The organism is Pseudodesulfovibrio tunisiensis (assembly GCF_022809775.1).
In the GTDB taxonomy this organism is placed as follows: Bacteria; Desulfobacterota; Desulfovibrionia; order Desulfovibrionales; family Desulfovibrionaceae; genus Pseudodesulfovibrio; species Pseudodesulfovibrio tunisiensis.
Genome location: NZ_CP094380.1, coordinates 1,078,617 through 1,102,065, shown reverse-complemented (window position 1 = coordinate 1,102,065; position 23,449 = coordinate 1,078,617). Strand labels below are relative to the sequence as shown.

22 protein-coding genes are annotated in these 23,449 nt (G+C 60.0%); 10 read left to right on the top strand and 12 right to left on the bottom strand.

The window, feature by feature from the left end:
- Positions 1–280: 280 nt before the first annotated feature.
- From MPN23_RS05570 to mltA, 3 genes are read left to right on the top strand one after another with little or no spacing between them, the layout of a single operon-like run.
- Positions 281–1,843, top strand: a complete 1,563-nt coding sequence (locus tag MPN23_RS05570; RefSeq protein WP_243546668.1) for a hybrid sensor histidine kinase/response regulator — start codon at positions 281–283, stop codon at positions 1,841–1,843.
- 22 nt (positions 1,844–1,865) lie between these two features.
- Positions 1,866–2,948 (top strand): AI-2E family transporter, encoded by a 1,083-nt coding sequence (locus MPN23_RS05565; protein ID WP_243546666.1) that lies wholly within the window; start codon positions 1,866–1,868, stop codon positions 2,946–2,948.
- A gap of 10 nt (positions 2,949–2,958) precedes the next feature.
- Complete coding sequence (mltA, locus tag MPN23_RS05560; protein ID WP_243546665.1) at positions 2,959–4,170, top strand: murein transglycosylase A; 1,212 nt, start codon at positions 2,959–2,961, stop codon at positions 4,168–4,170.
- Between the two features lie 13 nt (positions 4,171–4,183).
- Here the strand turns inward: mltA and MPN23_RS05555 are convergent, their stop codons facing one another.
- From MPN23_RS05555 to MPN23_RS05545, 3 genes are all read right to left on the bottom strand, one after another.
- Positions 4,184–4,606 (bottom strand): RrF2 family transcriptional regulator, encoded by a 423-nt coding sequence (locus MPN23_RS05555; protein WP_243546664.1) that lies wholly within the window; start codon positions 4,604–4,606, stop codon positions 4,184–4,186.
- Positions 4,607–4,693: 87 nt separating this feature from the next.
- Complete coding sequence (locus MPN23_RS05550; protein WP_243546662.1) at positions 4,694–5,539, bottom strand: patatin-like phospholipase family protein; 846 nt, start codon at positions 5,537–5,539, stop codon at positions 4,694–4,696.
- 97 nt (positions 5,540–5,636) lie between these two features.
- On the bottom strand, positions 5,637–5,792 hold the full coding sequence (locus MPN23_RS05545) for a rubredoxin (RefSeq protein ID WP_243546661.1): 156 nt from the start codon (positions 5,790–5,792) through the stop codon (positions 5,637–5,639).
- 230 nt (positions 5,793–6,022) lie between these two features.
- Here MPN23_RS05545 and MPN23_RS05540 point away from each other — a divergent pair, with 230 nt between their 5' ends.
- Positions 6,023–7,330 (top strand): (Fe-S)-binding protein, encoded by a 1,308-nt coding sequence (locus tag MPN23_RS05540; protein ID WP_243546659.1) that lies wholly within the window; start codon positions 6,023–6,025, stop codon positions 7,328–7,330.
- A gap of 58 nt (positions 7,331–7,388) precedes the next feature.
- Here the strand turns inward: MPN23_RS05540 and MPN23_RS05535 are convergent, their stop codons facing one another.
- From MPN23_RS05535 to MPN23_RS05505, 7 genes are all read right to left on the bottom strand, one after another.
- A complete protein-coding gene (locus MPN23_RS05535) occupies positions 7,389–9,137 on the bottom strand; it encodes an ABC transporter substrate-binding protein (RefSeq protein WP_243546658.1) in 1,749 nt (582 codons plus the stop codon).
- Between the two features lie 79 nt (positions 9,138–9,216).
- Positions 9,217–9,495: a DUF2160 domain-containing protein gene (locus MPN23_RS05530; protein WP_243546657.1), complete on the bottom strand. Its 279-nt coding sequence runs from the start codon at positions 9,493–9,495 to the stop codon at positions 9,217–9,219.
- Positions 9,496–9,507: 12 nt separating this feature from the next.
- The gene (locus MPN23_RS05525) at positions 9,508–10,311 is read right to left on the bottom strand and encodes a carbohydrate ABC transporter permease (RefSeq protein ID WP_243546656.1); all 804 of its coding nucleotides are present in this window, start codon (positions 10,309–10,311) and stop codon (positions 9,508–9,510) included.
- Entirely contained in the window at positions 10,308–11,180 is an 873-nt protein-coding gene (locus tag MPN23_RS05520; RefSeq protein ID WP_243546654.1) for a carbohydrate ABC transporter permease, read from the bottom strand. Before MPN23_RS05520 ends, MPN23_RS05525 begins: the two co-directional genes overlap by 4 nt.
- On the bottom strand, positions 11,173–12,270 hold the full coding sequence (locus MPN23_RS05515; protein ID WP_243546652.1) for an ABC transporter ATP-binding protein: 1,098 nt from the start codon (positions 12,268–12,270) through the stop codon (positions 11,173–11,175). Before MPN23_RS05515 ends, MPN23_RS05520 begins: the two co-directional genes overlap by 8 nt.
- Before the next feature lie 35 nt (positions 12,271–12,305).
- A complete protein-coding gene (locus tag MPN23_RS05510) occupies positions 12,306–13,385 on the bottom strand; it encodes an ABC transporter ATP-binding protein (RefSeq protein WP_243546650.1) in 1,080 nt (359 codons plus the stop codon).
- Between the two features lie 141 nt (positions 13,386–13,526).
- Positions 13,527–14,366, bottom strand: coding sequence for a DeoR family transcriptional regulator (locus tag MPN23_RS05505; RefSeq protein WP_243546648.1), 840 nt, complete (start codon positions 14,364–14,366; stop codon positions 13,527–13,529).
- Between the two features lie 316 nt (positions 14,367–14,682).
- On the opposite strand from MPN23_RS05505, the gene glpA reads away from it, so the two are divergent.
- The 6 genes from glpA to glpK all read left to right on the top strand — a co-directional run bounded on the left by glpA (position 14,683) and on the right by glpK (position 21,689).
- The gene (glpA, locus tag MPN23_RS05500; protein ID WP_243546646.1) at positions 14,683–16,266 is read left to right on the top strand and encodes an anaerobic glycerol-3-phosphate dehydrogenase subunit GlpA; all 1,584 of its coding nucleotides are present in this window, start codon (positions 14,683–14,685) and stop codon (positions 16,264–16,266) included.
- Positions 16,263–17,537 (top strand): glycerol-3-phosphate dehydrogenase subunit GlpB, encoded by a 1,275-nt coding sequence (glpB, locus tag MPN23_RS05495; RefSeq protein ID WP_243546644.1) that lies wholly within the window; start codon positions 16,263–16,265, stop codon positions 17,535–17,537. The genes glpA and glpB overlap by 4 nt, the downstream gene beginning before the upstream one ends.
- Before the next feature lie 66 nt (positions 17,538–17,603).
- Entirely contained in the window at positions 17,604–18,137 is a 534-nt protein-coding gene (locus MPN23_RS05490) for a hypothetical protein (protein ID WP_243546643.1), read from the top strand.
- Positions 18,092–19,240, top strand: coding sequence for a 4Fe-4S dicluster domain-containing protein (locus MPN23_RS05485; protein ID WP_243546641.1), 1,149 nt, complete (start codon positions 18,092–18,094; stop codon positions 19,238–19,240). The genes MPN23_RS05490 and MPN23_RS05485 overlap by 46 nt, the downstream gene beginning before the upstream one ends.
- On the top strand, positions 19,237–20,094 hold the full coding sequence (locus MPN23_RS05480; protein WP_243546639.1) for a CoB--CoM heterodisulfide reductase iron-sulfur subunit B family protein: 858 nt from the start codon (positions 19,237–19,239) through the stop codon (positions 20,092–20,094). Before MPN23_RS05485 ends, MPN23_RS05480 begins: the two co-directional genes overlap by 4 nt.
- Before the next feature lie 83 nt (positions 20,095–20,177).
- Positions 20,178–21,689 (top strand): glycerol kinase GlpK, encoded by a 1,512-nt coding sequence (gene glpK, locus MPN23_RS05475; RefSeq protein ID WP_243546638.1) that lies wholly within the window; start codon positions 20,178–20,180, stop codon positions 21,687–21,689.
- A 58-nt stretch (positions 21,690–21,747) separates the two neighbouring features.
- Here the strand turns inward: glpK and MPN23_RS05470 are convergent, their stop codons facing one another.
- Entirely contained in the window at positions 21,748–22,218 is a 471-nt protein-coding gene (locus tag MPN23_RS05470) for a GNAT family N-acetyltransferase (RefSeq protein ID WP_243546637.1), read from the bottom strand.
- A 1-nt stretch (position 22,219) separates the two neighbouring features.
- A complete protein-coding gene (locus MPN23_RS05465; protein WP_243546636.1) occupies positions 22,220–23,374 on the bottom strand; it encodes an iron-containing alcohol dehydrogenase in 1,155 nt (384 codons plus the stop codon).
- Positions 23,375–23,449: the final 75 nt, after the last annotated feature.

Below are 23,449 nucleotides of genomic sequence, written 5' to 3'. Positions count from 1 at the left end.
GTGAATTCGTTCCTGAACCGGCAGCCTGAAAGTTCCATCGGAGTATCGGGACATGTCGCTGGCCGACAGTTCGGGACGATATTACCCCATAGCCGCAATTGGCGACAAAAGACAAGATCGTTAGCCGAAATCGGGGATGCCGTTGGTTTCCTTCGGCCATTGCTCCTTGTCTTCGGACCGGCCTGCGTGAGAAAAGGCGCTGGAATTGTAATGGCCTTGGCCTGCGGGAAAGGGTATGTTCAAACAGTGGTGCGGAAATGTCATCAAGCGAGGAGTCGTCATGCCCACCGAACGCATTCTGGTTGTCGAGGACGAACCCATCTCCCAGCTGGATATCACGGCCGCTCTGGAACGGGCCGGATTCGAGGTAGCCGGAGTGGCCGCTTCCGGGGAGGAGGCCATTTCTCTGGCCGATTCCGAAAGTCCGGACCTCGTGCTCATGGATATCCGTCTGGACGGGACCATGGACGGAGTCGAGACCGCGAATCGCATTTCCCGCCGGTATGATATCCCGGTCATCTATCTGACCGTGTATGCGGATGAGGAAACCCTGCGCTGGGCCAAGGTCTCGGGACCATACGGGTATCTGCTCAAGCCCGTGGACCACAAGGAGTTGAAGTCCGCCATCGAGGTTGGTCTCTACAAGCATCAGATGGAGTGCGAACTGCGCAAGGCCAAGCGTGCCGCCGAGGCTGCCAACCGGGCCAAGACCTCGTTTCTGGCCACGGTGAGCCATGAATTGCGCACGCCCATGAATGGCGTGCTCGGCATGACCGAACTGCTCCTGCTCTCGGATTTGCCCGAGGCATATCGGGAAAACGTGCTGCTCATCAAGGACTCGGCCATGTCTCTGCTGTCCGTGCTCAATCAGATCATCGACTATTCCAAGCTGGAGGCGAGTTCGCTCAAGGTCCGGGAAATGGATTTTCGCGTGGAGGACCTGATTACCGGCGTGCTGTCCCAGTTCCGCCGGTCCGCGGAGGCCAAGGGAATCCATCTGGGATATTCCATAGACCCGGCCGTACCCGCGTGGGTGCGGGGCGACTCCGGCAAGGTTCGCCAGATTCTTTCCAATCTTGTGAACAACGGGGTCAAGTTCACCAGAGCCGGGCATGTGCTGGTTGAAGTGTCGGTCCGCGAGGGATTTCGGCCCGACCTTGCGTCCCTGCGCGTACTGGTCAAGGATACGGGGCTGGGCCTGCCCGAGGAGATGGCGGAAGACCTGTTCGAGAGCTTCACCCAGGTCGAGGACCCGCTTACCCGGCATCAGGGCGGCCTCGGATTGGGACTGGCCATAGTGAAGCGGCTCGTGGACATCCTTGGCGGAACTGTTCGATGCGAAAGCACGAAGGGGCGGGGAAGCGTGTTTTCCGTGGATCTGGACTTTCATGCAAGCGAATATGAAAACGAGGAAGCCGCTGCAACTCTGGCGGCAAGGCCTTTGGAAGGAATCAGAATCCTCGTTGCCGAGGACGATCTGATCAATCAGAGATACGTGACGCGTCTGCTTCAGAAGATGGGGGCCGACGTGTCCGTTGTGGAGAACGGCGAGCAGGCCTTGAAATCGTTGGCCCACGAACCGTTTGACATCGTGCTCATGGATGTGGAGATGCCGCTTCTGAACGGGCTTGAGGCCACTCGGGCGATTCGGGCGGGCGACTCGGGCGTTCGCGATTCGGAAATTCCGGTCATTGCCCTCACGGCTCACGCCATGTGGGGGGATGAGCAGCGGTGTCTGCATGCAGGCATGGACGACTATATTGCCAAGCCTGTTGATATTGACACCGTGGCCGCAATCATACAATCCAATCTGAGCAGGAAAAAAACAATAACAGCGGGTTGAGTCCCGCATCAACAGGCGGATCATGCAGCAACCAGACGGAAGGAACGGAGCCACCAGCTATTACAAGGCGTTTTTGGCGGTCCTGCTCCTGTTTTCCCTCTACCTCGGATATTCCCTGGTGGAGCCATTTGTCCACACGTTCATTTTCTCCACGGTGCTCGCCATACTGTTTTCCCCGGTGTTCTCCCGGGTGCTGAACGCGTGCAAGGGCAAGCGGACCATGGCGTCCCTGATGACCGTGGCCATCATCGTGTTCTGTCTGGTCCTGCCCATGCTGTTCCTCACTCTGGCCCTGATCGGGCAGGGCGTGCAGTCACTGGGCGCGCTCAACGACTGGGTCGTGAAGACCGATTTCAACGAATTGCTCAAGACCGGGATTCTTGACGAATACATGGGCGACTTTGCCAGACATTTTCCGTTTCTGCGGATTCAGGAAATGGACATTCAGGGCACCATCCTCCAGTATTCGAAGGAGTTTGCTCAAGCCATGCTCGGCGCGGGCACCAAGCTGGTGCGCAATGCCGTGATTCTGGTGCTGCACTTCCTGCTCATGTGTTTCATCCTGTTCTATTTTCTGCGGGACGGCGCGGACATGGTGTCCTATCTGCGGCATCTTTCCCCGCTGCGTGCCCGGCAGGAGGATTACATCATCGACAGCCTCAAGCGCGTGTCGCGCGGGGTGCTCATGGGCTGCCTGCTCGTGGCCCTGCTGCAAGGCATTGCCGGAGGCATCGGGCTTGCCATTGCCGGAATTCCCGGCGTGTTCTGGGGAGCGATGATGGCTCTTGCCTCTCTCGTGCCCGTACTCGGGACCGGACTGGTCTGGGTGCCTGCGGTCTGCTATCTGCTCATTCTCGGGCAGTGGGGCATGGCTGCCTTTCTGACCCTCTGGTGCGGAGTGCTGGTCGTGGGCATCGACACGCTGCTCAGACCCGTGTTCATGCGCGAGGCGGCCCGGGTTTCCACATTCTATCTTTTCATTGCCATTCTCGGCGGGGTCTACACGTTCGGCATGCTCGGCGTGTTCTACGGTCCCCTGATTCTCAGTTTCGTCATGGTCATGCTTCAGATTTACCTTGAAGAATACGCCTATGCCCTCAAGTAAGGAGGTTGGAGTGCTGTTCCGGCGGTTCGCTGTCCTGTTCGCGTTGTGTTGTGTCGTTTTTTCCGTTTCCGCCTGTACGGACAGGAGTGCGGAGCCGCCCGTGGTGGTCGAGGGATATGTTCGGGTCGAACCGGACGAGGCTGCAAAACTGTTTCAGAGCATGACTCCCGGATTGCAGGGGTTGCAGTCCTGGAACGACCTGCGTCCGGCTCTGGAGGACAGTCTGGGATACATTCTTCGCCGCCCCAAGGGAGCGCGTTGCGTGAACAGGCCGGGGCTGGACCTGAAATGGGGCGAGCTTGCCAGCTCCGTTGCCGAACTCATCGCGCTGCTGCCCCGGCTGGATGCGAATCCCGAGCTGCTCGCCGAGCGGTTCGCCTGGTTTCGCATGTCTCCGGAAACCCTGCTGACCGGGTACTATGAGCCGTGGCTCGAAGCTTCACTCGAACCCGGCGGCGAGTATCAGTATCCGCTGTACGGCGTACCGGAAGACCTCAGGACCGTTGATCTGGGGCGGTTTCATCATCGATGGAAGGGCCAGACGCTTGTTTATCGCGTGGATGGTGACAGGATCGAACCCTATTTCGACCGCGAGGGCATCGACGGCAATGGCGCGTTGAAGAAGCAGGACGTGGAGGTTGCCTGGGCCAAGGACCCGGTTGACGTGTTCTTTCTCCAGATTCAGGGGTCGGGGCGGCTCGAACTGCCCGGCGGACAGGTCAAGCATATCCTCTACGGCGGCAAGAACGGCAGGCCCTATGTCTCGCTGGGCAGGGTACTCATCGAGCGGGGACACATACCGAGGGAAGAGATGAGCATGCAGCGCATCCGGGCCTTTCTCAATGCCAATCCCGACGTTGCCCGCGATCTGATGTTCGAGAATCCGAGCTATGTGTTCTTCCGGCTCTCGGACAACGGTCCCTACGGGAGCATGAGTTCCATTCTCACGCCGCGGGTCAGCGTGGCCGTGGACAGGACCATGGCACCTCTTGGCGGGGTCATGCTGCTGCAAACCGCACTGCTGGATTACGACAACGGGGGCGTGACGCCGTTCAATTCCCTTGTCCTGGCGCAGGATACGGGCGGGGCCATCAAGGGAACCCGCTGCGATTTCTTTTGCGGCTCGGGCCGGGAGGCGGAGTTTCTGGCCGGACATCTGCAGGAGAACGCCCGGTTGTACATGATGGTCAGCAGGAGGGTGCTGGAGGCCGTGGGCAAGTAGGCTCGTGGCCGGGTCAGTCCATGAGTTCGGGGAACGGGGATTCGATCAGTTCGGACAGGAATATCGTATCCAGCTCGGTTTCCAGCGCCCGGGAGGCCCGTTCCCATACCTGACGCGTCTTGCAGCCCGGCGAGCGGTTGCAGGCCCCCTCGTCGCACAGGCAGTCCGCGAGGTTGATGCCGCCTTCCATGGCCCGGACAATGTCGCCGATGGATATCCTGTCCGGAGAATGGGCCAGCATGTGTCCGCCGGATGCGCCCCGCACGGACTTGACCAGCCCGTCCTTCTTCAGGGGGCGGATGATCTGTTCAATGAACTGGATGGTGATGCCGGTTGCCTCGGAGATGTCTCCGGCTCGCCGCGGCGTGTTGTCCGCGTGCACGGCGAGGTCCAGCAGGATTCTGGTGGCGTATCTGGTTCTGGCGGAAAATTTCATGTGATGCGTCTGTCTGGTTGTGGTTGTTGCCGGACGATCTTCCGGGTTTATATTGGAGTAGTTTAATCGGATTTTGGCGTCAAGCGGTCAATCGGCCAATCCGGTGCGTTCCAGCTCCCGGAAAAGCTGTTCCCTTGCTGCGGCTGCCTGTTTGTATATTTCCCGTGTCTTGTGGAATTCCAGCGATTTTACGCCGCGGATGTCCATTTCGATGTAGATGTCCGGCGGCCTGTGTTCCAGCTTCTGGCGGATGATGGATTTTTCCATGATCTGGAACGTGCTGAAAATGGTTTCGAACAGGTCCGGCACTTCGCCGTTCCTGCGGCCCGGGCCGGAGCTGATCAGGTCGATGGCAATGACTGCGTCGCATTCGTCCTGCAACAGATCGTAGGGCAGGGGATTGACTGCTCCGCCGTCGATGAGCACTCGGCTGCCCTGAGTGACCGGGGTGAAGACGCCGGGCAGGGCCATGCTGGCCCGGATCGCGGGTCTGAGCGGGCCCGAGTCGAGCACGATTTCCTCGCGGCTCCAGAACTCCGAAGCCACGACCTTGAGAGGAATTTGCAGGGCCTCGAAGGTGCGCACCCCGATCATTTCTTCAAGCATGTCCATGAAGCGGTCGCCGGAAAGCATGCCGCTCTTGCCGAAGCTCGGATCGATCAGGCTGATGATCTGTTTCAGGCGGTTGCCCGTGAACGCGTCCTTGATGGCATCCTTGATGCTGCCGGACAGCGGGCCGACAAGATCGTCCACGCCGCGCCGAAGATCTGCGCCGGAGTTGCCTGCGGCATAGAGTGCGCCCATGATTGCGCCGATGCTGGCCCCGGCAATGGCATGGGGCCGGATGCCTGCCTGATCCAATGCCTCGAGCATGACGAGGTGGGCCAGACCGCGCGCACCGCCAGCGCCCAGAGCCAAACCGATTTTTGTCATATGTATCTTCCGCTCCTTTTTTGCGTGGCAGAGGATACTGGCTTTGGCGGAAAAGGCAACGCCCTTGGCATGAGGGCGTTGCCGACGGTCGGGCTGGCTAGAGTTTTTCGAAAAATTCCTTTTCCGCTCCGCATTTGGGACAGACCCAGTCCTCGGGCACGTCTTCCCATGCGGTTCCCGGCTCCACTCCATGCATCGGATCGCCTTCCTCGGGGTCGTATACATACCCGCAAGGGCATTCCCACTTGTCCATGTTGCCTCCCTTGTTTGCATTTCATGCTAGCACAACCCCGAGGATATTCAACATGCGAACAGGGGGACATGCCTCGGGATCAGCGGAAATCAGGGCTTTGACCTGATGAAGAAGCTGGTGTAAGCGGTGGGCTGTCGTCTGGGCAATATAGACCTTTGAGGTATGGTTTCGGGCGATATTTCAATCGGGAGAGAAAGCGGCACGGCTTTCGTCCGTTTTCGGGAAGGTATATGAACAACTCGGCAACGTCCTTTCTGGATCATTCCACCAGAGAATTTCTGGATTCCTTCGAGTTCACGGCCTGCATGGTCTGCGGCTCCTGCTCCAATGCCTGTCCCGTGACCGGCACTCCGGGGCTGGGCATGGATACCCGGCGGGTCATGCGCATGCTGGCCAATGGGCTGGTGCAGGAGGTCGTGGAATCGGATTTCCCTTGGCTGTGCACCGGATGCGGCCGATGCGCGGCCTCGTGTCCCATGGGCATCGACATCCCGTCGGTCATGGGACACATGAAGAGCCTGCGCCCCCGCGAGGAGGTGCCCGGCTCCCTGCACAAGGGGACCGTGAACAATCTGGAAACCGGCAACAATCTGGCCATCAGCCGCGAGGACTATCTCGAGGGCATGTTTGAGCTTGGCAACGAGCTGGCCGAAGAATGCCCCGGATTTTACGTGCCCGTGGACAAACAGGGCGCGGACATTCTGTTTTTTCCCAATTCCAAGGAAGTGTACGGGGATTTCGAGGATCAGTTCTGGTGGTGGAAGATATTTCATGCGGCCCGCGAGAACTGGACCGTGCCGTCCGAGGGATGGGAAGCCGTGGACTGGGCCTTGTTCTCGGGCAATGACGAGGCCAACAAGGCGCTCGCCCGGCGCAAGATGGCGTACATGAAGGACCATGGCATTGCCCGCATGATCATGCCGGATTGCGGAGGCGGTTCCTATGGCTGTCGCAAGGGCATGGACAAACTGGAGCACGAGAATCCGGACAATTCCGTGGGCTTCCTCTATCTGTACGACTATCTGGTGGAACTCATTCGGGATGGCCGCATCCGACTGGACAAGTCCGTGCATGCAGGCAGGACATTCACCTTTCATGATTCCTGCAAGCATGGTCGGGAATTGGCGCGTCATTTCGGGCGCGGATTCTTTGACGAACCTCGTTGGATCATCAATCAGTGTGTTGACGAGTACGTGGAACTGAGCCCGAGCCGCGAGCGGAATTTCTGTTGCGGGGCTGGGGGCGGCATGTGGCCCATGCCCTATGAAAAGGAATCCGCCTGGCACGCCCGGTTCAAGTACGAGCAGATCAGGAGCAGCGGCGCGGACGTGGTTGTCGTGGGATGCTCCAACTGTCGCGATCAGCTCATGAGGCGCATTCCCAAATTCTATCCCGATGCGAATTACGAAGTGAAGTATCTGTGGCAACTGGTTGCCGAGGCCCTTGTCATCGAGCCGTGGGAATCGGAAGCGGTGGACAGGGCCGAACAGGAAGCGGAAGCGCAGTGGAAGCGGTTTGGCATGGAACCGATCGACTAGATGAACAGGAAGGGGCGCCCTTGGGGGCGCCCCTCTGACGTCGGTACAGGACGCGTGTCTACTTGACGCGACCTTCCTTCCATGCCTTGAGCAGTTTGTCGTAGTCCAGAGTCTTGCCCTGAGGCTTTTCATTGGCCAGCTTGGCCTTGGGAGCTCCGGGCTTGTTCAGCCAGTAGGACTCGTCCTTTTCCGGGTTCAGCTTGGGACCGCATTTGCCCAGCACGCCCGCGCGTTCGAGGCGCATCAGAATCTTGTCCTGTTCCTTGGCCAGATTGTCCATGGCGGTTTCCACGGTGACTTCGCCGGAAACGGCTTCACCGATGTTCTGCCACCAGAGCTGTGCCAGCTTGGGGTAGTCGGGCACGTTGGTGCCGGTCGGGGTCCAGGCCACGCGGGCCGGGGAACGGTAGAATTCCACCAGACCGCCCAGCTTGGGGGCGCGTTCGGTGAAGGACTTGTCGCGAATGTCGGAATCGCGGATCGGGGTCAGGCCCACATGCGCCTTTTTCAGGGACGTGGTCTTGGCCACGCAGAACTGTGCGAAGAGCCATGCCGCCTTGCGGCGATCCACCGGAGTGGACTTCAGGAACGTCCACGAACCGCAGTCCTGATAGCCGAGTTTCTGGCCTTCCTCCCAGTAGGGACCATGCGGAGACGGAGCCATGCGCCAGAGCGGAAAGCCCTTTTCATCCACGGTCATGTTGCCCTTTTCCCGGGATTCCACCAGAGAAGCGGTGAACGCGGTGTACCAGAAAATCTGCTGGGCCACGTTGCCCTTGGCCAGCGACGGCAGGGACTGGTAGAAGTCCATGCCCAGAGCGCCCGGAGGAGCATACTTGCGCAGCCATTCCATGTACTTGCGCAGGGCATACTTGGCTGCGGGGCTGTTGGTGGCGCCGCCGCGCGCAACAGTCGCGCCCACGGGACGGCAGTTTTCCACACGGATGCCCCATTCGTCCACGGGCTTGCCGTTGGGCAGTCCCTTGTCGCCGGCACCGGCCATGGACAGCCATGCGTCGGTGAAACGCCAGCCGAGGTCCGGGGCCTTCTTGCCGTAATCCATGTGGCCGTAGATGGCCACGCCGTCGATTTCCTTGACGTCGTAGGTGAAGAATTCCGCGATATCCTCGTACGCGGACCAGTTTTCGGGAACGCCCAGTTCATAGCCGTACTTGGCCTTGAACTTCTTCTTCAGGTCAGGGCGCTGGAACCAGTCGTAGCGGAACCAGTACAGGTTCGCGAACTGCTGGTCCGGAAGCTGGTAGAGCTTGCCGTCCGGGCCGGTGGTGAAGGACTTGCCCATGAAATCGTCGATATCCAGCGTGGGCAGGGTCACGTCCTTGGCTTCGCCCGCCATCCAGTCGGTCAGGTTGACCACGTGGCCGGAACGGAAGTGCGTGCCGATGAGGTCGGAATCATTGACGTAGCCGTCAAAGACATTTTCGCCGGACTGCATCTGGACCTGAAGCTTTTCGATGACGTCGCCTTCCTGAATCAGGTCGTGAGTGACCTTGATGCCGGTAATTTCGTGGAAGGCCTTGGCCAGAACCCTGGATTCGTACTCATGGGTGGGAATGGTTTCGGAAACGACCTTGATGTCCATGCCGCGGAAGGGCTTGGAGGCCTTGATGAACCACTCCATTTCCTTCATCTGTTCCGCCTTGCTCAGGGTGGAAGGCTGGAACTCCTGCTCGATCCATTTCTTCGCCGCTTTCTTGTATTGGGCATCGTCCGCAAAGCCGATGCCGGCGGTGGCGAGGAAGGCCAGAGCGAGCGTTCCCGTCAAGAGAACACGCCACAGTTTCATACGATCCTCCATCTGCTGAAAGTGAATCCTCTTCAACAAGCAACACCTAGTTCACAATCCGTCGGCTTTCGGTCCGGGGCTAGCCCCAGCGCAGCATGATCGCGATGAAGCAGACGGAAACAACCGTAGCAATCCACAGGCTGAAATCGGTCAGACCGAGCCAGGCCAGGTGAATGTATGCGCTGCCCAGCAGTCCCATGAAAAGTCTGTCCCCACGGGTGGTGACGATGGGCAGGAATCCCTTGCGCGCCACGGTGGGCACCATGACCTGCCAGATCGTCATGCCGATGAGCATGAGCATGATGAACGTGAAGAAACAGGCTGTCAGGGGCGTCCATGCCATCCATTCGAGATTCATGTCCGTACCTCCTTATACGCGGCCCAGAGCAAAGCCCTTGGCAAGATGATTGCGCACGAACCAGATGACCAGCGCACCGGGCACGATGGTCAGGATGCCAGCGGCGGCCAGAAGACCCCAGTCGAGGCCGGTCGCGCTGACCGTGCGGGTCATGGTCGCGGCAATGGGCTTGGCGTTGGTCGTGGTCAGGGTCCGGGCCAGAAGCAGTTCCACCCAGCTGAACATGAAGCAGAAGAACGCGGTCACGCCGATGCCCGCCCGAATCAGGGGGATGAACACCGTGGCAAAGAATCTGGGAAACGAATACCCGTCAATGAACGCGGTTTCATCGATCTCCTTGGGCACGCCCGACATGAATCCTTCCAGAATCCAGACCGCCAGCGGCACGTTGAACAGGCAGTGCGCCAATGCCACGGCAATATGCGTGTCAATGAGGTTGAACACGGAATAGAGCTGGAAAAAGGGAAGCAGAAAGACTGCGGGCGGAGCCATGCGGTTCGTCAGGAGCCAGAAGAACATGTGCTTGTCCCCGAGAAAGCTGAACCGGGAGAACGCATAGGCAGCGGGCAGGGCGAACAGCAGGGAGATGATCGTGTTGAGGGTGACGTAGATGATGGAATTGACATAGCCCATGTACCAGGAAGGATCATGGAATATCTTCAGGTAGTTCTGCAGGGTCGGGTCCTTGGGGTACAGGGAGAATGCCGCCATGATGTCCGCATTGGTGCGCAGGGACATGTTGAGCATCCAGTAGATGGGCAGCATGAGCAGGATCAGGTAGATGATCAGCCCTATGTAGCGTTTGCTTGTTTTCATGATTTCTCTCCGGTTCCGACGTTTTGCAGAGCCTGATAGAAGAGGAAGCAGAACAGCAGGATGATCAGGAAGTAGATCAGGGAAAAGGCCGCTGCCGGGCCGAGGTCGAACTGTCCCACCGCGATCTTGACCAGATAGATGGACAGGAACGTGGTGGAGTTGCCCGGCCCGCCGCCCGTGAGCACGAAGGGTTCCGCGTAGATCAGGAAGCTGTCCATGAACCGCAGCAGCAGGGCGATGGTCATGACCCCGCGCAGCTTGGGCAGCTGGATGTAGCGGAAAATCGCGAATTGCGATGCTCCGTCGATCCTTGCGGCCTGATAATAGGCCTCGGGAATGGCGCGCAATCCGGCATAGGCCAGCAGGGCCACAAGCGGCGTCCAGTGCCAGACCTCCATGAGCATGAGCGTGACCCAGGCGTCGTGTGCGCTGGCCGTATGGTCGAACGCGATGCCGGACGTATTGATGAAATATCCGAACAGGCCGATGTCCGGTCGGGTGAAGATGATCCAGATGGTGCCGATCACGTTCCACGGGATCAGCAGGGGCAGGGCCAGGAGTACGAGACAGAGGGATGCGCCCCAGCCTTTCTTGGGCATCATCAGGCCGATCAGGATGCCGAGGGGAATTTCGATCAGGAGCACGAGCCCGGAAAACAGGAGCTGGCGGTACAGGGCCTCGTGCAGCCGAGTGTCGTGCAGCACTTCCCGGAACCACTCCGAGCCCACGAAAAAGCGTTGTCCCGGTCCGAAGATGTCCTGAACCGAGTAGTTGACCACGGTCATCAGCGGAATGATTGCGCTGAAGGCCACGATGATGAAGACCGGGAGGACCAGGAACCAGGCTTTGTTGTCCTGCCATTTATCCATGCTGTTCCTCCTTGACCAGATAGCTGTCGCAAAAGAGCTTGGTGCGCTCGGCCGGAAAGTTGACCCAGCATGCGTCGGCCGGGATTTCCCTGCCTTCCGGCACCTTGGCCTTGAGCTTGTTGTCCCCGACCATGACCGTGGCGATGCGGCTGCTGCCTTCGTCGTCCACGTTGATCACGGTGCCGGGCACGCCGCCGTTCTTCTTTTCTCCGGCAATGTCCAGATACATGGGGCGGATGCCGATCTCGACCTTGCCCGCGTCTGCGGCCGCCTGTGCCAGATGTTCCGGCAGAGGCAGGGTTCCGCCGCTGAACACGGCGTTGCTGCCGTCGAGAGAACATTCGATCAGGTTCATGCCCGGGCTACCAATGAAGTAGCCCACGAAGGTGTGGGCCGGGTTTTCGAACAGGTCCTCGGGCGAGCCGATCTGGAGCAGCCTGCCGTCATACATGATCACGATGTTGTCCGCGAAGGTCATGGCCTCGGTCTGGTCGTGGGTCACGTAGATCAGGGTCAGGTTGAACTGCTTGTGGATTTCCTTGAGCTTGCGCCGGAGCTGCCATTTCAGGTGGGGGTCGATGACCGTGAGCGGTTCGTCGAACAGGATGGCCGCCACGTCCTTGCGCACCAGTCCGCGTCCAAGGGATATCTTCTGTTTGGCGTCCGCGGCCAGTCCTGCTGCGCGTTTGCCCAGAAATGGGGTCAGATCGAGCGTCTCGGCAACTTCCTTGACGCGCTGGTCCACTTCGGACGCCTTCACGCCCCGGTTGCGCAGGGGAAAGGCCAGATTGTCATAGACGGTCATGGTGTCGTACAGCACCGGAAACTGGAATACCTGAGCGATGTTCCGCTGTTCCGGCGGCAGCTTGCTCACGTCTCTGCCGTCGTACAGAATGCGGCCCTGACTCGGGGTGAGCAGGCCGGAAATGATGTTGAGCATGGTGGTCTTGCCGCAGCCCGACGAGCCGAGCAGGGCGTATGCGCCGCCGTCTTCCCAGGTGGTGTGGACTTCCTTGATGGCATAGTCCTCCGGTCCCTCGGGATTGGGCTTGTAGCTGTGCGCTATGTGTTCCAGTTCTATTTTCGCCATGAAAAAACCTCTCGCGCTTCGCTGTTCGGCCCCGGTTAATCCCGTTCCGGGTGCAGGACCAGATTGCCTTCCTCGTTGAACACGTAGAAATCGCAGGGCCGGACGTACATGGTGACCGAGTCTCCGGCCTTGCGGGAGCGGACGCCCTGTTCGTGGGCAACAAGGGATCGATTCCTGTAGTGGAAGTGGAGGAAGGTCTCGGAACCGTTGATTTCCGAGAGCTCGACCATGGATTCGATGCAGATGTCTTCCGGGGTCTGCCGGTCCAGATTGAAGTGGTGGGGCCGGATGCCGAACTGGTAGGTGCCGGGCTGCAATTCCGACAGGTGCCCGCTCAGGGGAAAATCCAGACCGATGCGCAGGTGTGCCCTGTTGTCGGCCACGTCCGCCCGAATGAAGTTGATGGGCGGATCGCTGAACACCTCGGCCACCTTCATGGTGGCGGGTTTCAGATAGACTTCCGAGGTGGTTCCGGTCTGCAGGATGCGGCCCTTGTCCATGACTACGATGTGGCCGCCGAGCATCAGGGCTTCGGTGGGTTCGGTCGTGGAATACACCACCACGGACTGGCGCTGGCTGAAGATGATCTGCAATTCGTCGCGGAGTTCCTCGCGCAGCTTGTAGTCGAGGTTGACCAGAGGTTCGTCAAGAAGCAGGAGGTTCACGTCCTTGACCAGAGCGCGGGCAATGGCGCACCGCTGCTGCTGGCCGCCGGAAAGTTCGGCCGGAAGCCGGTCCAGCATGTCGTCCAGATGCAGCATGGCCGAGGCCTCGCGTACGCGCCGGTCGATTTCGGGCTTGCTTGCGCCCGCTATTTTCAGGGGAGAGGCAATGTTGTCGTAGATTTTCAGGGAGGGATAGTTGATGAATTGCTGGTAGACCATGGCCACGCTGCGTTTTCGGACCGATACGCCGGTCACGTCCTCGCCGTCCGCCACGACCTTGCCGGATGAGGGACGGTCCAGCCCGGCCATGATCCGCATCAGGGACGTTTTTCCCGCCAGCGTCCTGCCGAGGATCACGTAACGCGACCCGGAATCCAGAGTCAGGTCCACGTCCGCCAGATGGACTTCCCCCGCCACCGTCTTGTTCACATTGACCAGTTCAAGCCCCATGCACACGCTCCAGTTGGTGAAAGCCGATGGTTGGCAACAGATTGTTCGAAATAGGTTACATTATGGTCGTAAACGCATAACATTTTCACGGGACTTTCTCAACCGAAAAGAAAAAAACATGCTCCCCTTTTCCTGTTTTTCTCATTTTTCATTCCCGCAATCCGTGTCGGCCACGAAAAATTGCACATCCGCCTGTTCCATGCGTTCCACGATGGGCTGCGGTGGCATCATGTCCGTGAACAGCGCGTCGATTTCCTCGATGCTGCCGAGACGGACCATGGCGTTTCGTCCGAACTTGGTGTGGTCCGTGACGAGAAACACCTTGCGCGAATTGTCGATGATGGCTCGGGCCGCGCGCACCTCCCGATAGTCGAAATCCAGCAGGGTGCCGTCCGCGTCGATGCCGCTGATGCCGATGATGCCGTAGTCCACCTTGAACTGGCCGATGAAATCCACGGCCGCTTCGCCCACGATGCCCCGATCCCGGTGCCGTATCAGACCGCCAGCCACGATGATCTCCGCATCCTCGTTGCCGCACAGGGTGGAGGCCACGTTCAGGTTGTTGGTGATCACCTTGAGTCCCTGATGCCGTATCAGCGCCCGGGCGACTTCCTCGGTGGTGGTGCCGATGTTGATGAACAGGGATGAGCGGTGGGGAATGTGTCTGGCCACCATTTCGCCGATGTGCCGTTTTTCCGTGCGGCAGAGCACCTTGCGGTTGGAGTAGTCCACGTTTTCCGTGCTGACGGCCGGACCGGCTCCGCCGTGGTAGCGCTCCACGAGTCCCTTGTGGCTCAGGGTGTTGATGTCCCGGCGAACGGTCTGGGGCGTGACGTCGAAATGCTCGGCCAGTGCCTGGATCGTGGCAAACCCGGATTCCTGAATCAGAGTGACCATTTCCTCGTGGCGATTCCTGACCGAGGCGTGTTTGGCCGTGTCGGGCTCGTGTGCGGCGAATTGAGAGGTTGAGTGCCCGGGCATTGTTGGAATGTCTCCTTGATGTTCGAATGTGAAAACAAAAAAGGTGATTTGTGATGCAAAAAAGAAAATTTATATGGCGAGAATCAAACAGACATGATAATGTACAGTCCAATATTGACTCGGCGCGCCAAAGGTTGTGTGTTTGGGTGACCATAGCACCCGTGTGGACATTAGACAATGTTCTTTACGCATATTCCTGTTTGTTCGCGCACAGGCTCTGATCGTGAAGAAGCAATTTTCATTGCATTGCGAAAGCGGCGAGCGCAATCCGAAAAGAAAATTCCGGGTGAACGCGAACTGTTCCGGGAAGGGAAGAATGGCTATCGAAGCAAGAGTGCTGATCATCGGCGGCGGAGTGACCGGAACCGGAGTGGCGCGAGATCTCGCGCTGCGGGGCGTTCCCTGTCTGCTGCTGGAAAAGCGCGACATCAATGCCGGGGCCTCGGGCGGCAACCACGGGCTGCTGCACAGCGGTGCGCGCTATGTGGCTTCGGACATGGAGGCTGCCGTGGAATGTCGCGAGGAAGGGGAGATTCTCAGGCGGATATCCCCGCAATGCATCGAGGACACGGGTGGTCTGTTCGTGGCCGTGCAGGGTGATGATGAAGATTATGTCGCCGATTTTCCATCCCTGTGCACTCGCAGTTCCATCCCCAGCCGCAAGCTCGATCCTGCCGAGGTCCGGGAGCTTGAACCTGCCTTGTCGGACAGGGTGATCGCGGCCTATGCGGTCGAAGATGCTGCCGTGGACCCGTTCATGCTTTCTCTGGACAATCTTTCCCATTCCCTGACCTTGGGCGGAAGCGTGCAGCGCAATGCCCGGGTCACGGCAGTGGAGACCGAAGGGGGGAGGATCAGGCGGGTTCGTTTCGTGGACGGGAATTCCGGGGCCGAGCATGTGGTGGAACCGGAGATCGTGGTCAATGCGGCCGGGGCATGGGCCGGGTTGGTCGCGGAAATGGCCGGGGCGCATATCGATCTGCTGTATTCCTCGGGCTGTCTGCTCGTGACGCAGGACCGCATTTCCCGGCGCGTGGTGAACCGGCTGCGCAAGGCTTCGGACGCGGACATTCTGGTGCCGGGCGGCACCGTGTCCGTGCTGGGCACCACGTCCGTGACCGTGGATCATCCCGACCATTGCCGTCCCACAGTGGAGGAGGCGGACCGCATCATCGAGGACGCCCGGGCCATGATGCCCATTCTGGAAACCACGCGCTACATCCGCGCCTATTCCGGGGTGCGGCCTCTGGTGCTGTCCGGTGACGCCGGGGACGCTCGCAGCGTGAGCCGTGGCTTTTCCCTCATTGATCACGCCCGCGACGGACTGGACAATTTCGTGACCATCACGGGCGGCAAGCTGACCACCTATCGGCTCATGGCCGAGCGAACTGCGGACATGGTCTGTGCCAAACTCGGCATTGATGCACCGTGCCGAACCAGAACCGAACCCGTGCCCGCATCTGCCATGGGCATGTGGACAGAGCCGGGCCGCGCGCCCAGAAACTGGGTGGACAGACGGGCCGAGGACGACCTTGTGCTCTGCGAGTGCGAAATGGTTTCCCGCAGCGTGGTGGATGCCATCATTGCGGAGCTGGGCGACATGCGCGGTCGATCCATGCTCAAGGCCATCGGCATGCGCAGCCGGGTGGGCAAGGGACCGTGTCAGGGCGGATTCTGCGGCCTGCGCATTACCGGGCACCTGTACGATCAGGGGCATCTTTCCGGCGACAGGGGCATTGCCGAACTCAAGGCATTCGTGGAGCGACGCTGGCGCGGTTTTTCCCCGATCCTGTGGGGATTGCCGCTCATGCAGGCCGATCTTCAGGAAGCCTTGTATTGCGGCATGCTCGATATGGAGCTTGCCCGGCCCGAATATTTCGAATCGGAGGACGGGGAATGAGCAGCGGGGAGCGCGTCTACGACGTCATGGTCATCGGCGCGGGATTCGCGGGCATGGCAGCCGCCCTGTTCGCTGCCTCCCGGGGCAGGTCCGTGGCGTTGGCCGGCTCCACCGGAGGCATTGATTTCAGCACCGGTCTGATCGATCTCATGGGCGTGCATCCCGTGGAACAGGGACGACGCTGGGATGATCCATGGGCCGCGATCCGGGCTGTTGTCCGGGATTGTCCCGAGCATCCCTACGCCCTTGTGCCGGAAGCGCAGATTCGCATTGCCCTGAAACAGTTTTCGGATTTTCTCGCGGAGCAGGGGCTGCCCTATGTCGGCGACCATGACCGCAACATTCCGGTCATCACGCCTGCCGGGACCGTGAAACGCACGTTTTTCACCCCGGCTTCCGCGCATGCCGGGACCGTGGCCTTTGAGGAAAAGGCTCCGACCTTGCTGGTGGATTTTCATGGTCTCAAGGGATTCAGCGGCGCACAGATCGTGGAGAATCTCGGGCCGCAGTGGCCTGATCTGCGTACGGTACGAATCGATTTCCCGGGTGGCCGCGGCGAATTGTATCCCGAGCACATGGCCTGGACCATGGCGGATCCGGCCCGGAGGGAGGAGCTGGTGAAACATCTTGCCGAGCATGTCGGCAATGCCTGTTTTATCGGTTTTCCTGCGATTCTCGGTCTGATTGATCCCATGAAAATCATTCACCATCTCGAGTCGTTGACAGGACTTCGAATATTTGAAATTCCTACACTGCCGCCGTCCATCGCAGGTACTCGGCTGCGGGCCGCTTTCGATCGCGGGTTGCCCGGGCTGGGTGCGGACACCTTTTCCCAGAAAATGGTGATCCAGGGGGAACGTGAGGACGGCGGCACCTTTCTTTTTCGCGTCGGCAATGAACGACACAACCTGTCCGTGCGTTCCCGGGCCGCAATTCTGGCCACGGGTCGCTTTTTCGGCAAGGGGCTCCGGACGGACAGGAAAAAGGTCTTCGAACCGATCTTCAACCTGCCCGTGATTCAGCCGCAAGCCCGTACCGATTGGCATCAAGAGCGGTTCTTCGATGCGCAGGGACATCCCGTGAACATGGCCGGAGTGCAAGTGGACGACTGCATGCGTCCCTTGAACGACTCCGGGAAATCGGCCTACGGCAATCTGTACGCTGCCGGGGCCGTATTGGCGCATCATGACTGGATGCGCATGAAATGCGGGGCCGGATTGGCCGTGGCCACCGCATACAAGGCTGTTGCCTGCATGGCCGAATCCGGCTGATTGTCCGGGGTTGGCCTTTGTCGGGCGGCCGGACCGGGTCGCCCCTGATCCATGTCAGGAGGGGGTATGGATTCTTTCACTGTCGGCCTGTTTCTCTCCCTGATGATCTGCCTGATCGGAACCGTTTGGCGCGTGGCCGGATGGTTTCGGGGACGGGCTGGCGATTCCGGTCCGGAATCCCTGCGACCGGGCCGATTCCTTTCGATTTCGTTTTCCGCGATTTCCTCGTTCCTTTTCGATATCCTTCTGCTTCGCCGCACCGCCCGGACCGGGCCCATGCGTTGGCTGGCGCATTCCCTGATCCTTTTCGGCTTCATGGGGTTGCTGTTGTTCCATGCCCTGGACGGGGTTGTCACGGCATCCCTGTTTTCCGATTACGAATCCACGCTTGATCCGTGGCAGTTCCTGCGCAATCTGTTCGGCGCGCTGGTGCTGTTCGGGGTGGTTTTGGCCGCGGTGCGCCGGTTGGCGGACACGCGGCTTCGGGCCTTGTCCCGGTTTCAGGATTGGGCGCTCCTGCTTGTTGTCGGGGGTATTGTGGTGTCCGGCTTTTTTTGGAAGCGTCCAAGATCATGTCCGAGGCCGTGTACGACCGCATGATCGCGGAATATTCCTTTCTTGATGATGCGCGGGAAATGGAGGCGCTTCGGGCCTTCTGGGCCCGGGAATACGGCGTGGTCTTTTCCGTGACCCCCCAGGATTCCCCGGAATTCCTGAATCTGGGAAAGGCGGTCGACGCGGACAATTGTGCCTCCTGTCATTCCGATACTGCATCGGCCTTTGTTTCCCGCAGTCTTGCTTCGGGACTGTTCTTTACCGCCCGGGCCATGAACACGAGCCGGGCCGATCTGGTGTTCCGGCATGTGCATCTCGGCCTGTGCTTTCTGGGGTTGGCACTGCTGCCGTTCGGCAAATTCTTTCATCCCGTGGCGGTTTCGGCGAATCTGCTGGTTCGGCAGGGGAAACATGTGGCCGAAAGGGCGGAATCCTCGGGGATTGGCTCGGGAGTGGGGCTTGATGCCTGTTCCCGGTGCGGGGAATGCAGCCTGCATTGCAGCGTTGCGCCCGTGTTTGCCGTGTTGGGCAATGCGGATATCCTGCCCTCGGAAAAACTGCGTTCGCTGAATAGGCATGCTGTGGACGGACTGGATGGACGCGCATTGGAACTGTTCGCCGAAGGTAGCCGCATTTGCACGGAATGTCTGCGCTGTACGGATATCTGTCCGTCCGGCATGGATCTTCAGTCCTTGTGGATGGCTTCACGGGAGCATTTGGCTCAGGGGCGCACTGCCGGGCCGAATGCGGAAATTCGCATGGGGCATCCCAAGGGGTGGGCCACGGCGTTCATGGAAATGGGCGAATTCGAGGCCGAGCGTACAGGCGGGGACGGGCTGGCCGACAGGGCGGAATCCTACTGGGCATGCGTGCAGTGCACCACCTGCACTAGCGTGTGTCCGGTCGTGGCCGTGAGCAGCGACCCGACGCGCGATCTCGATTTCACGCCGCAGCAGATCATGAATCTCCTGCGCATGGGACTCAAGGATCAGGCCTTGGGCGTGCGCATGGTCTGGAGCTGCACCACCTGCTACAAGTGTCAGGAGCATTGTCCGCAGAACATTCCCGTGGCGGACGTGCTGTACGAGCTCAGGAACGTGGCTGCGGCCCGGCTTCGGGAACAGCGGGAAAAGAGGGAAGGGCGATGAAGTACGCATATTTTCCCGGTTGCAAGGTCGCTCATCATCTGCCCCAGTACGGTCTGTCTGTGGAAAGCGTGTGCCGTGCCCTTGATATCGAGCTGGTGCACATCGAATTCAACTGTTGCGGCTGGCCCGTGCGGCATGAGAGCTTCGAGGCGTCCATCTATTCCGCGGCGCGCAACCTTGCCTTGGCCGAGGACGCGGGCCTGTCGATTCTCACGCCGTGCAAATGCTGTTTCGGCAGTCTCAAGCATGCGGTTTCCCGACTTGCCCATGGCGGTCGGCTGGCTGGGGGCACGGCGGAGTTGCTGGATCGGGACGGGCTTTCTCTGCCGGACAGGCCCGAAGTGTTTCATCTGCTCACGGTGCTGGCGAAGCATGTGGGCATCGATACGCTCAGGGGCAGGGTATCGCGTCCCTTGGCCGGGCTGGCCGTGGCCTGCCATTACGGGTGTCATGCCTTGCGGCCCGGGGATGTGACCGGATTCGACGATCCGCTTGCTCCCACGATCTTCGAGCGCGTGGTTGCGGCGTTGGGCGCCGAGCCCGTGAACTGGGATTTGCGGCTGGAGTGTTGCGGTCATCCGTTGCGCGGCAGGGACGACGTGATTTCCGAGGCCTTGATGCGGCGAAAGCTGGAGGACGCGCAAACAGCCGGGGCGCAGATCGTGGCCACGGCATGCACGTATTGCCAAATGCAGTTCGACACGGAACGCGACCGGCTGGACTGGCGCGACCCCTTGCGGTCCGCACCACCTGCCGTGCTGATCTCCCAGCTTGTCGGGCTGGCTTTGGGATTGGATTCCGACTGTCTCGGACTGGGGAAGAACCGCATTCCCTTCGATTTTTCCGGGTTTTAGGGATTTCGGCTTTATGCTATGGACTCGAAATCGAACCGTTGTGTCGCCCCGAGGCGGCCCATGCGAGCACAAGGAGACGAAATATGGCGAAATACGTGGGAGCCGTGGATTCCGGGACCACCAGCAGCCGATTCATCATTTTCGATGAACAGGGCAGGATAGTGGGGCTGGATCAGAAGGAGCACGAGCAGATATATCCCAGACCGGGCTGGGTCGAGCATGACCCCATGGAGATATGGAATAATACCCGCGAGGTGATTCGGGGCGCATTGACCAAGTCCGGGCTCAAGGGATCGGACCTTGCGGCCATCGGCATCACCAACCAGCGCGAGACCACGGTGGTCTGGGATCGCAATACGGGCAAGCCGTTCTGCAACGCCATTGTCTGGCAGTGCACCCGTACCCATGAGATATGCAAGGAACTCATGGCCGACGGCGGACAGGATCGGTTTCGCGACAAGACCGGTCTGCCTGTGGCGACATATTTTTCCGGCCCCAAGATCAAGTGGATTCTGGACAACATCCCCGAGGCCAGAAGTGCGGCCGACCGAGGGGACGCCATGTTCGGCACCATCGAGACATGGATCATCTGGTGGCTCACGGGGGGGCCCAAGGGCGGGGCGCATGTCACGGACGTGACCAATGCCAGCCGAACCATGCTCATGGACCTGCGCACTCTGGAATGGGATGAGGAAATCATGAAGATCATGGGCGTGCCTGCACAGGGGCTGCCGCGCATCGTGCCTTCCTCGGACGAGAATACGTGGGGGCCGACGGCCGAGGATGGACCGTTCGGCGCGCGCGCGCCGGTATGCGGGGCCGTGGGCGACCAGCAGGCCGCTCTGGTGGGCCAGACCTGCTTTGCTCCGGGCGAGGCCAAGAACACCTACGGCACGGGCTGTTTTCTGCTCATGCATACCGGCCACGAGCCCATCAAGTCCGAGCATGGTCTGGTGACGACCTTGGCCTACCAGTTCAGCGGGCGCAAGCCGTCCTATTGTCTGGAAGGCTCCATCGCCATTGCCGGCGCTCTGGTGCAGTGGCTGCGCGACAATCTGCGCATGTTCGATTCCGCGCCCCAGATCGAGGACCTCGCCCGCAAGGTCGAGGACACGGGCGGCATGTACATCGTGCCTGCATTTTCCGGGCTGTATGCCCCGTACTGGCGGCCGGACGCGCGCGGAGTCATGGTTGGTCTGACCCGGTACATCAACCGCAATCACATTGCCCGGGCCGTGCTGGAAGCCACTGCGTTCCAGACCAAGGACATTGTGGAGGCCATGAACAGGGATTCCGGCGTGGAGCTCAAGACGCTCAAGGCCGATGGCGGCATGGTGTTCAACGAACTGCTCATGCAGTTCCAGTCCGATATTCTGGATGTGCCCGTGGTGCGGCCCAAGGTGGCGGAAACCACCTGTCTCGGCGCTGCCTATGCCGCAGGCATTGCCACGGGATTCTGGTCCGGACGCGAGGAGTTGTACAACAACTGGAAGGAAGACAAGACCTGGAATCCGGACATGGAGGAGCGCAAGCGCGCCTTCTTGTACGCGGGATGGAAAAAGGCCGTGGAGCGGACCTACGGCTGGGTCGAATAGAAGAAAGAAATTTGCAGGAGCGAAAAGCGCCCGGCATGTGATGTGCCGGGCGCTTTTTTCATATTTCCAGTTGCATGGGCAGATGGCGGATGCCGTTGTGTTCCTGCATGGAGTCGGTGGGGTGGAAGCCGAATCTGCGGTAGGCCTTGACGGCATTGGGGGAAGCATTGACCGTGACTGCCGCCAGCGTCGGATTGATTTTTCGCAGCAGGGAAACCGCGTGATCCAGAAGCGTTTTGCCGAGGCCCGATCGTTGGCAGGCGCCGTCCACGAAAAAGAATACGATATGACTGTTGTTTCGGAGCTCCATGATTCCGGCCAACCCTTCTCCGGTTTCGCAACCAAGCAGTATGTTGCCCGAAGCCAGTCGTTCGCATGCCGCTTCCGCATTGGCGTATTTGCGGAATTCCCGGCTGCCTTCCGAAGAGAATTCCGGTGCAACGAATTCATCGAATACGCGGAGCACCAGAGCCATGGCCTGTTCCGCATCTTTGGCTGTCAGTCGTCTGAAGCATGGCTTTGTGGTCATGTCAGTCCCCCAGTTGCAGAATTTCCAGAAGTTCGTCCCGTGTCAGCTCAATGGGATTTCCCTTCATGGAACTGGCGTTGCCCGCCTTTTCCGCCAGATTGGGGAAGTCCTTTTCCGTTACGCCCATGGCGCTCAGTCCGGGGATGTTCATGTGCAGGCAGAGCTGCTTGATTCGGGCGATGCCGTCTTCAGGCGTTGCATCGGCAGTGTTCGTGAGGATGCGAGCAACCTCGGCATAGCGTGCAAGGGCCGGACTGTTCGGCATGCGTTCCCGGAGCGCGCGGATGTTCACGGCCATGACGCCGGGAAGCAGGGCCGCGCAGATCGCGCCATGCGGGGCGTGGAATTCCCCGCCGAGCGGAGCAGCAAAGCCGTGCGCTGCGCCGAGTTTGGCATTGGCCAACGCCATGCCCGAAAACAGGCTGGCGACAGCCATGTCCTCCCGAGCCGCAATATCGTCGCCGTGGTCGAAGGCCTGTTTCAGGGAACGTCCGGCCCGGACAAGCCCTTCCCGGCACAGTCCGTCGGTCAGGGGTGTTGCCGCGTGGGTGACGAACGCTTCCAGAAGCTGGGTCAGGGCATCCATGCCCGTGGCTGCGGTCACGCTCGGCGGCACGTCCAGCGTGAGTTCCGGGTCCACAAGTACGATGTCCGGGATCATGGCTGGCGAGCGCAGACTGACCTTGACCTGATGTCGGGGCGACAGCAGTACGGCGTTTGCCGTGACTTCCGCTCCCGTGCCCGAGGTCGTGGGCACGGCAATGCACGGAGCAGGGCGGCTGGTCAGCGGAAGTCCCTTGCCCACCACTTCCAGATAGTCAAACAGGTCGCCGGGATTGGTCAGGAGCGCGGCAAGAGCCTTGCCCGTGTCCAGCACGCTGCCGCCACCCACGGCGATCACCATGTCGTTCGATTCGGCCTTGGCCTGCCGTGCGGCCTTGATCAGGGAATCCGTATTCGGCTCTTCCGCAACCGGGATGGTGAGGGGAATTTCAATGGTTGAGCGCAGCTTTTTGATCAGCGCCTGATGTCGTTCCGGCTTCGATCCGGTCACGAGACAGGCTCGTTGCCCGAGTTCGGCAGCCTGTTCAGGCAGATCGGACGCTGCACCGGGGCCGAAAAGAATTCTGGATGACGTGGCGAATGAAAAGTGCATGGTTTCTCCTTGCAATGCGCGTAACTCGCTGAATCCTGTACCATTGCGGAGGGTTGACGGCAACAGGGGCAATGA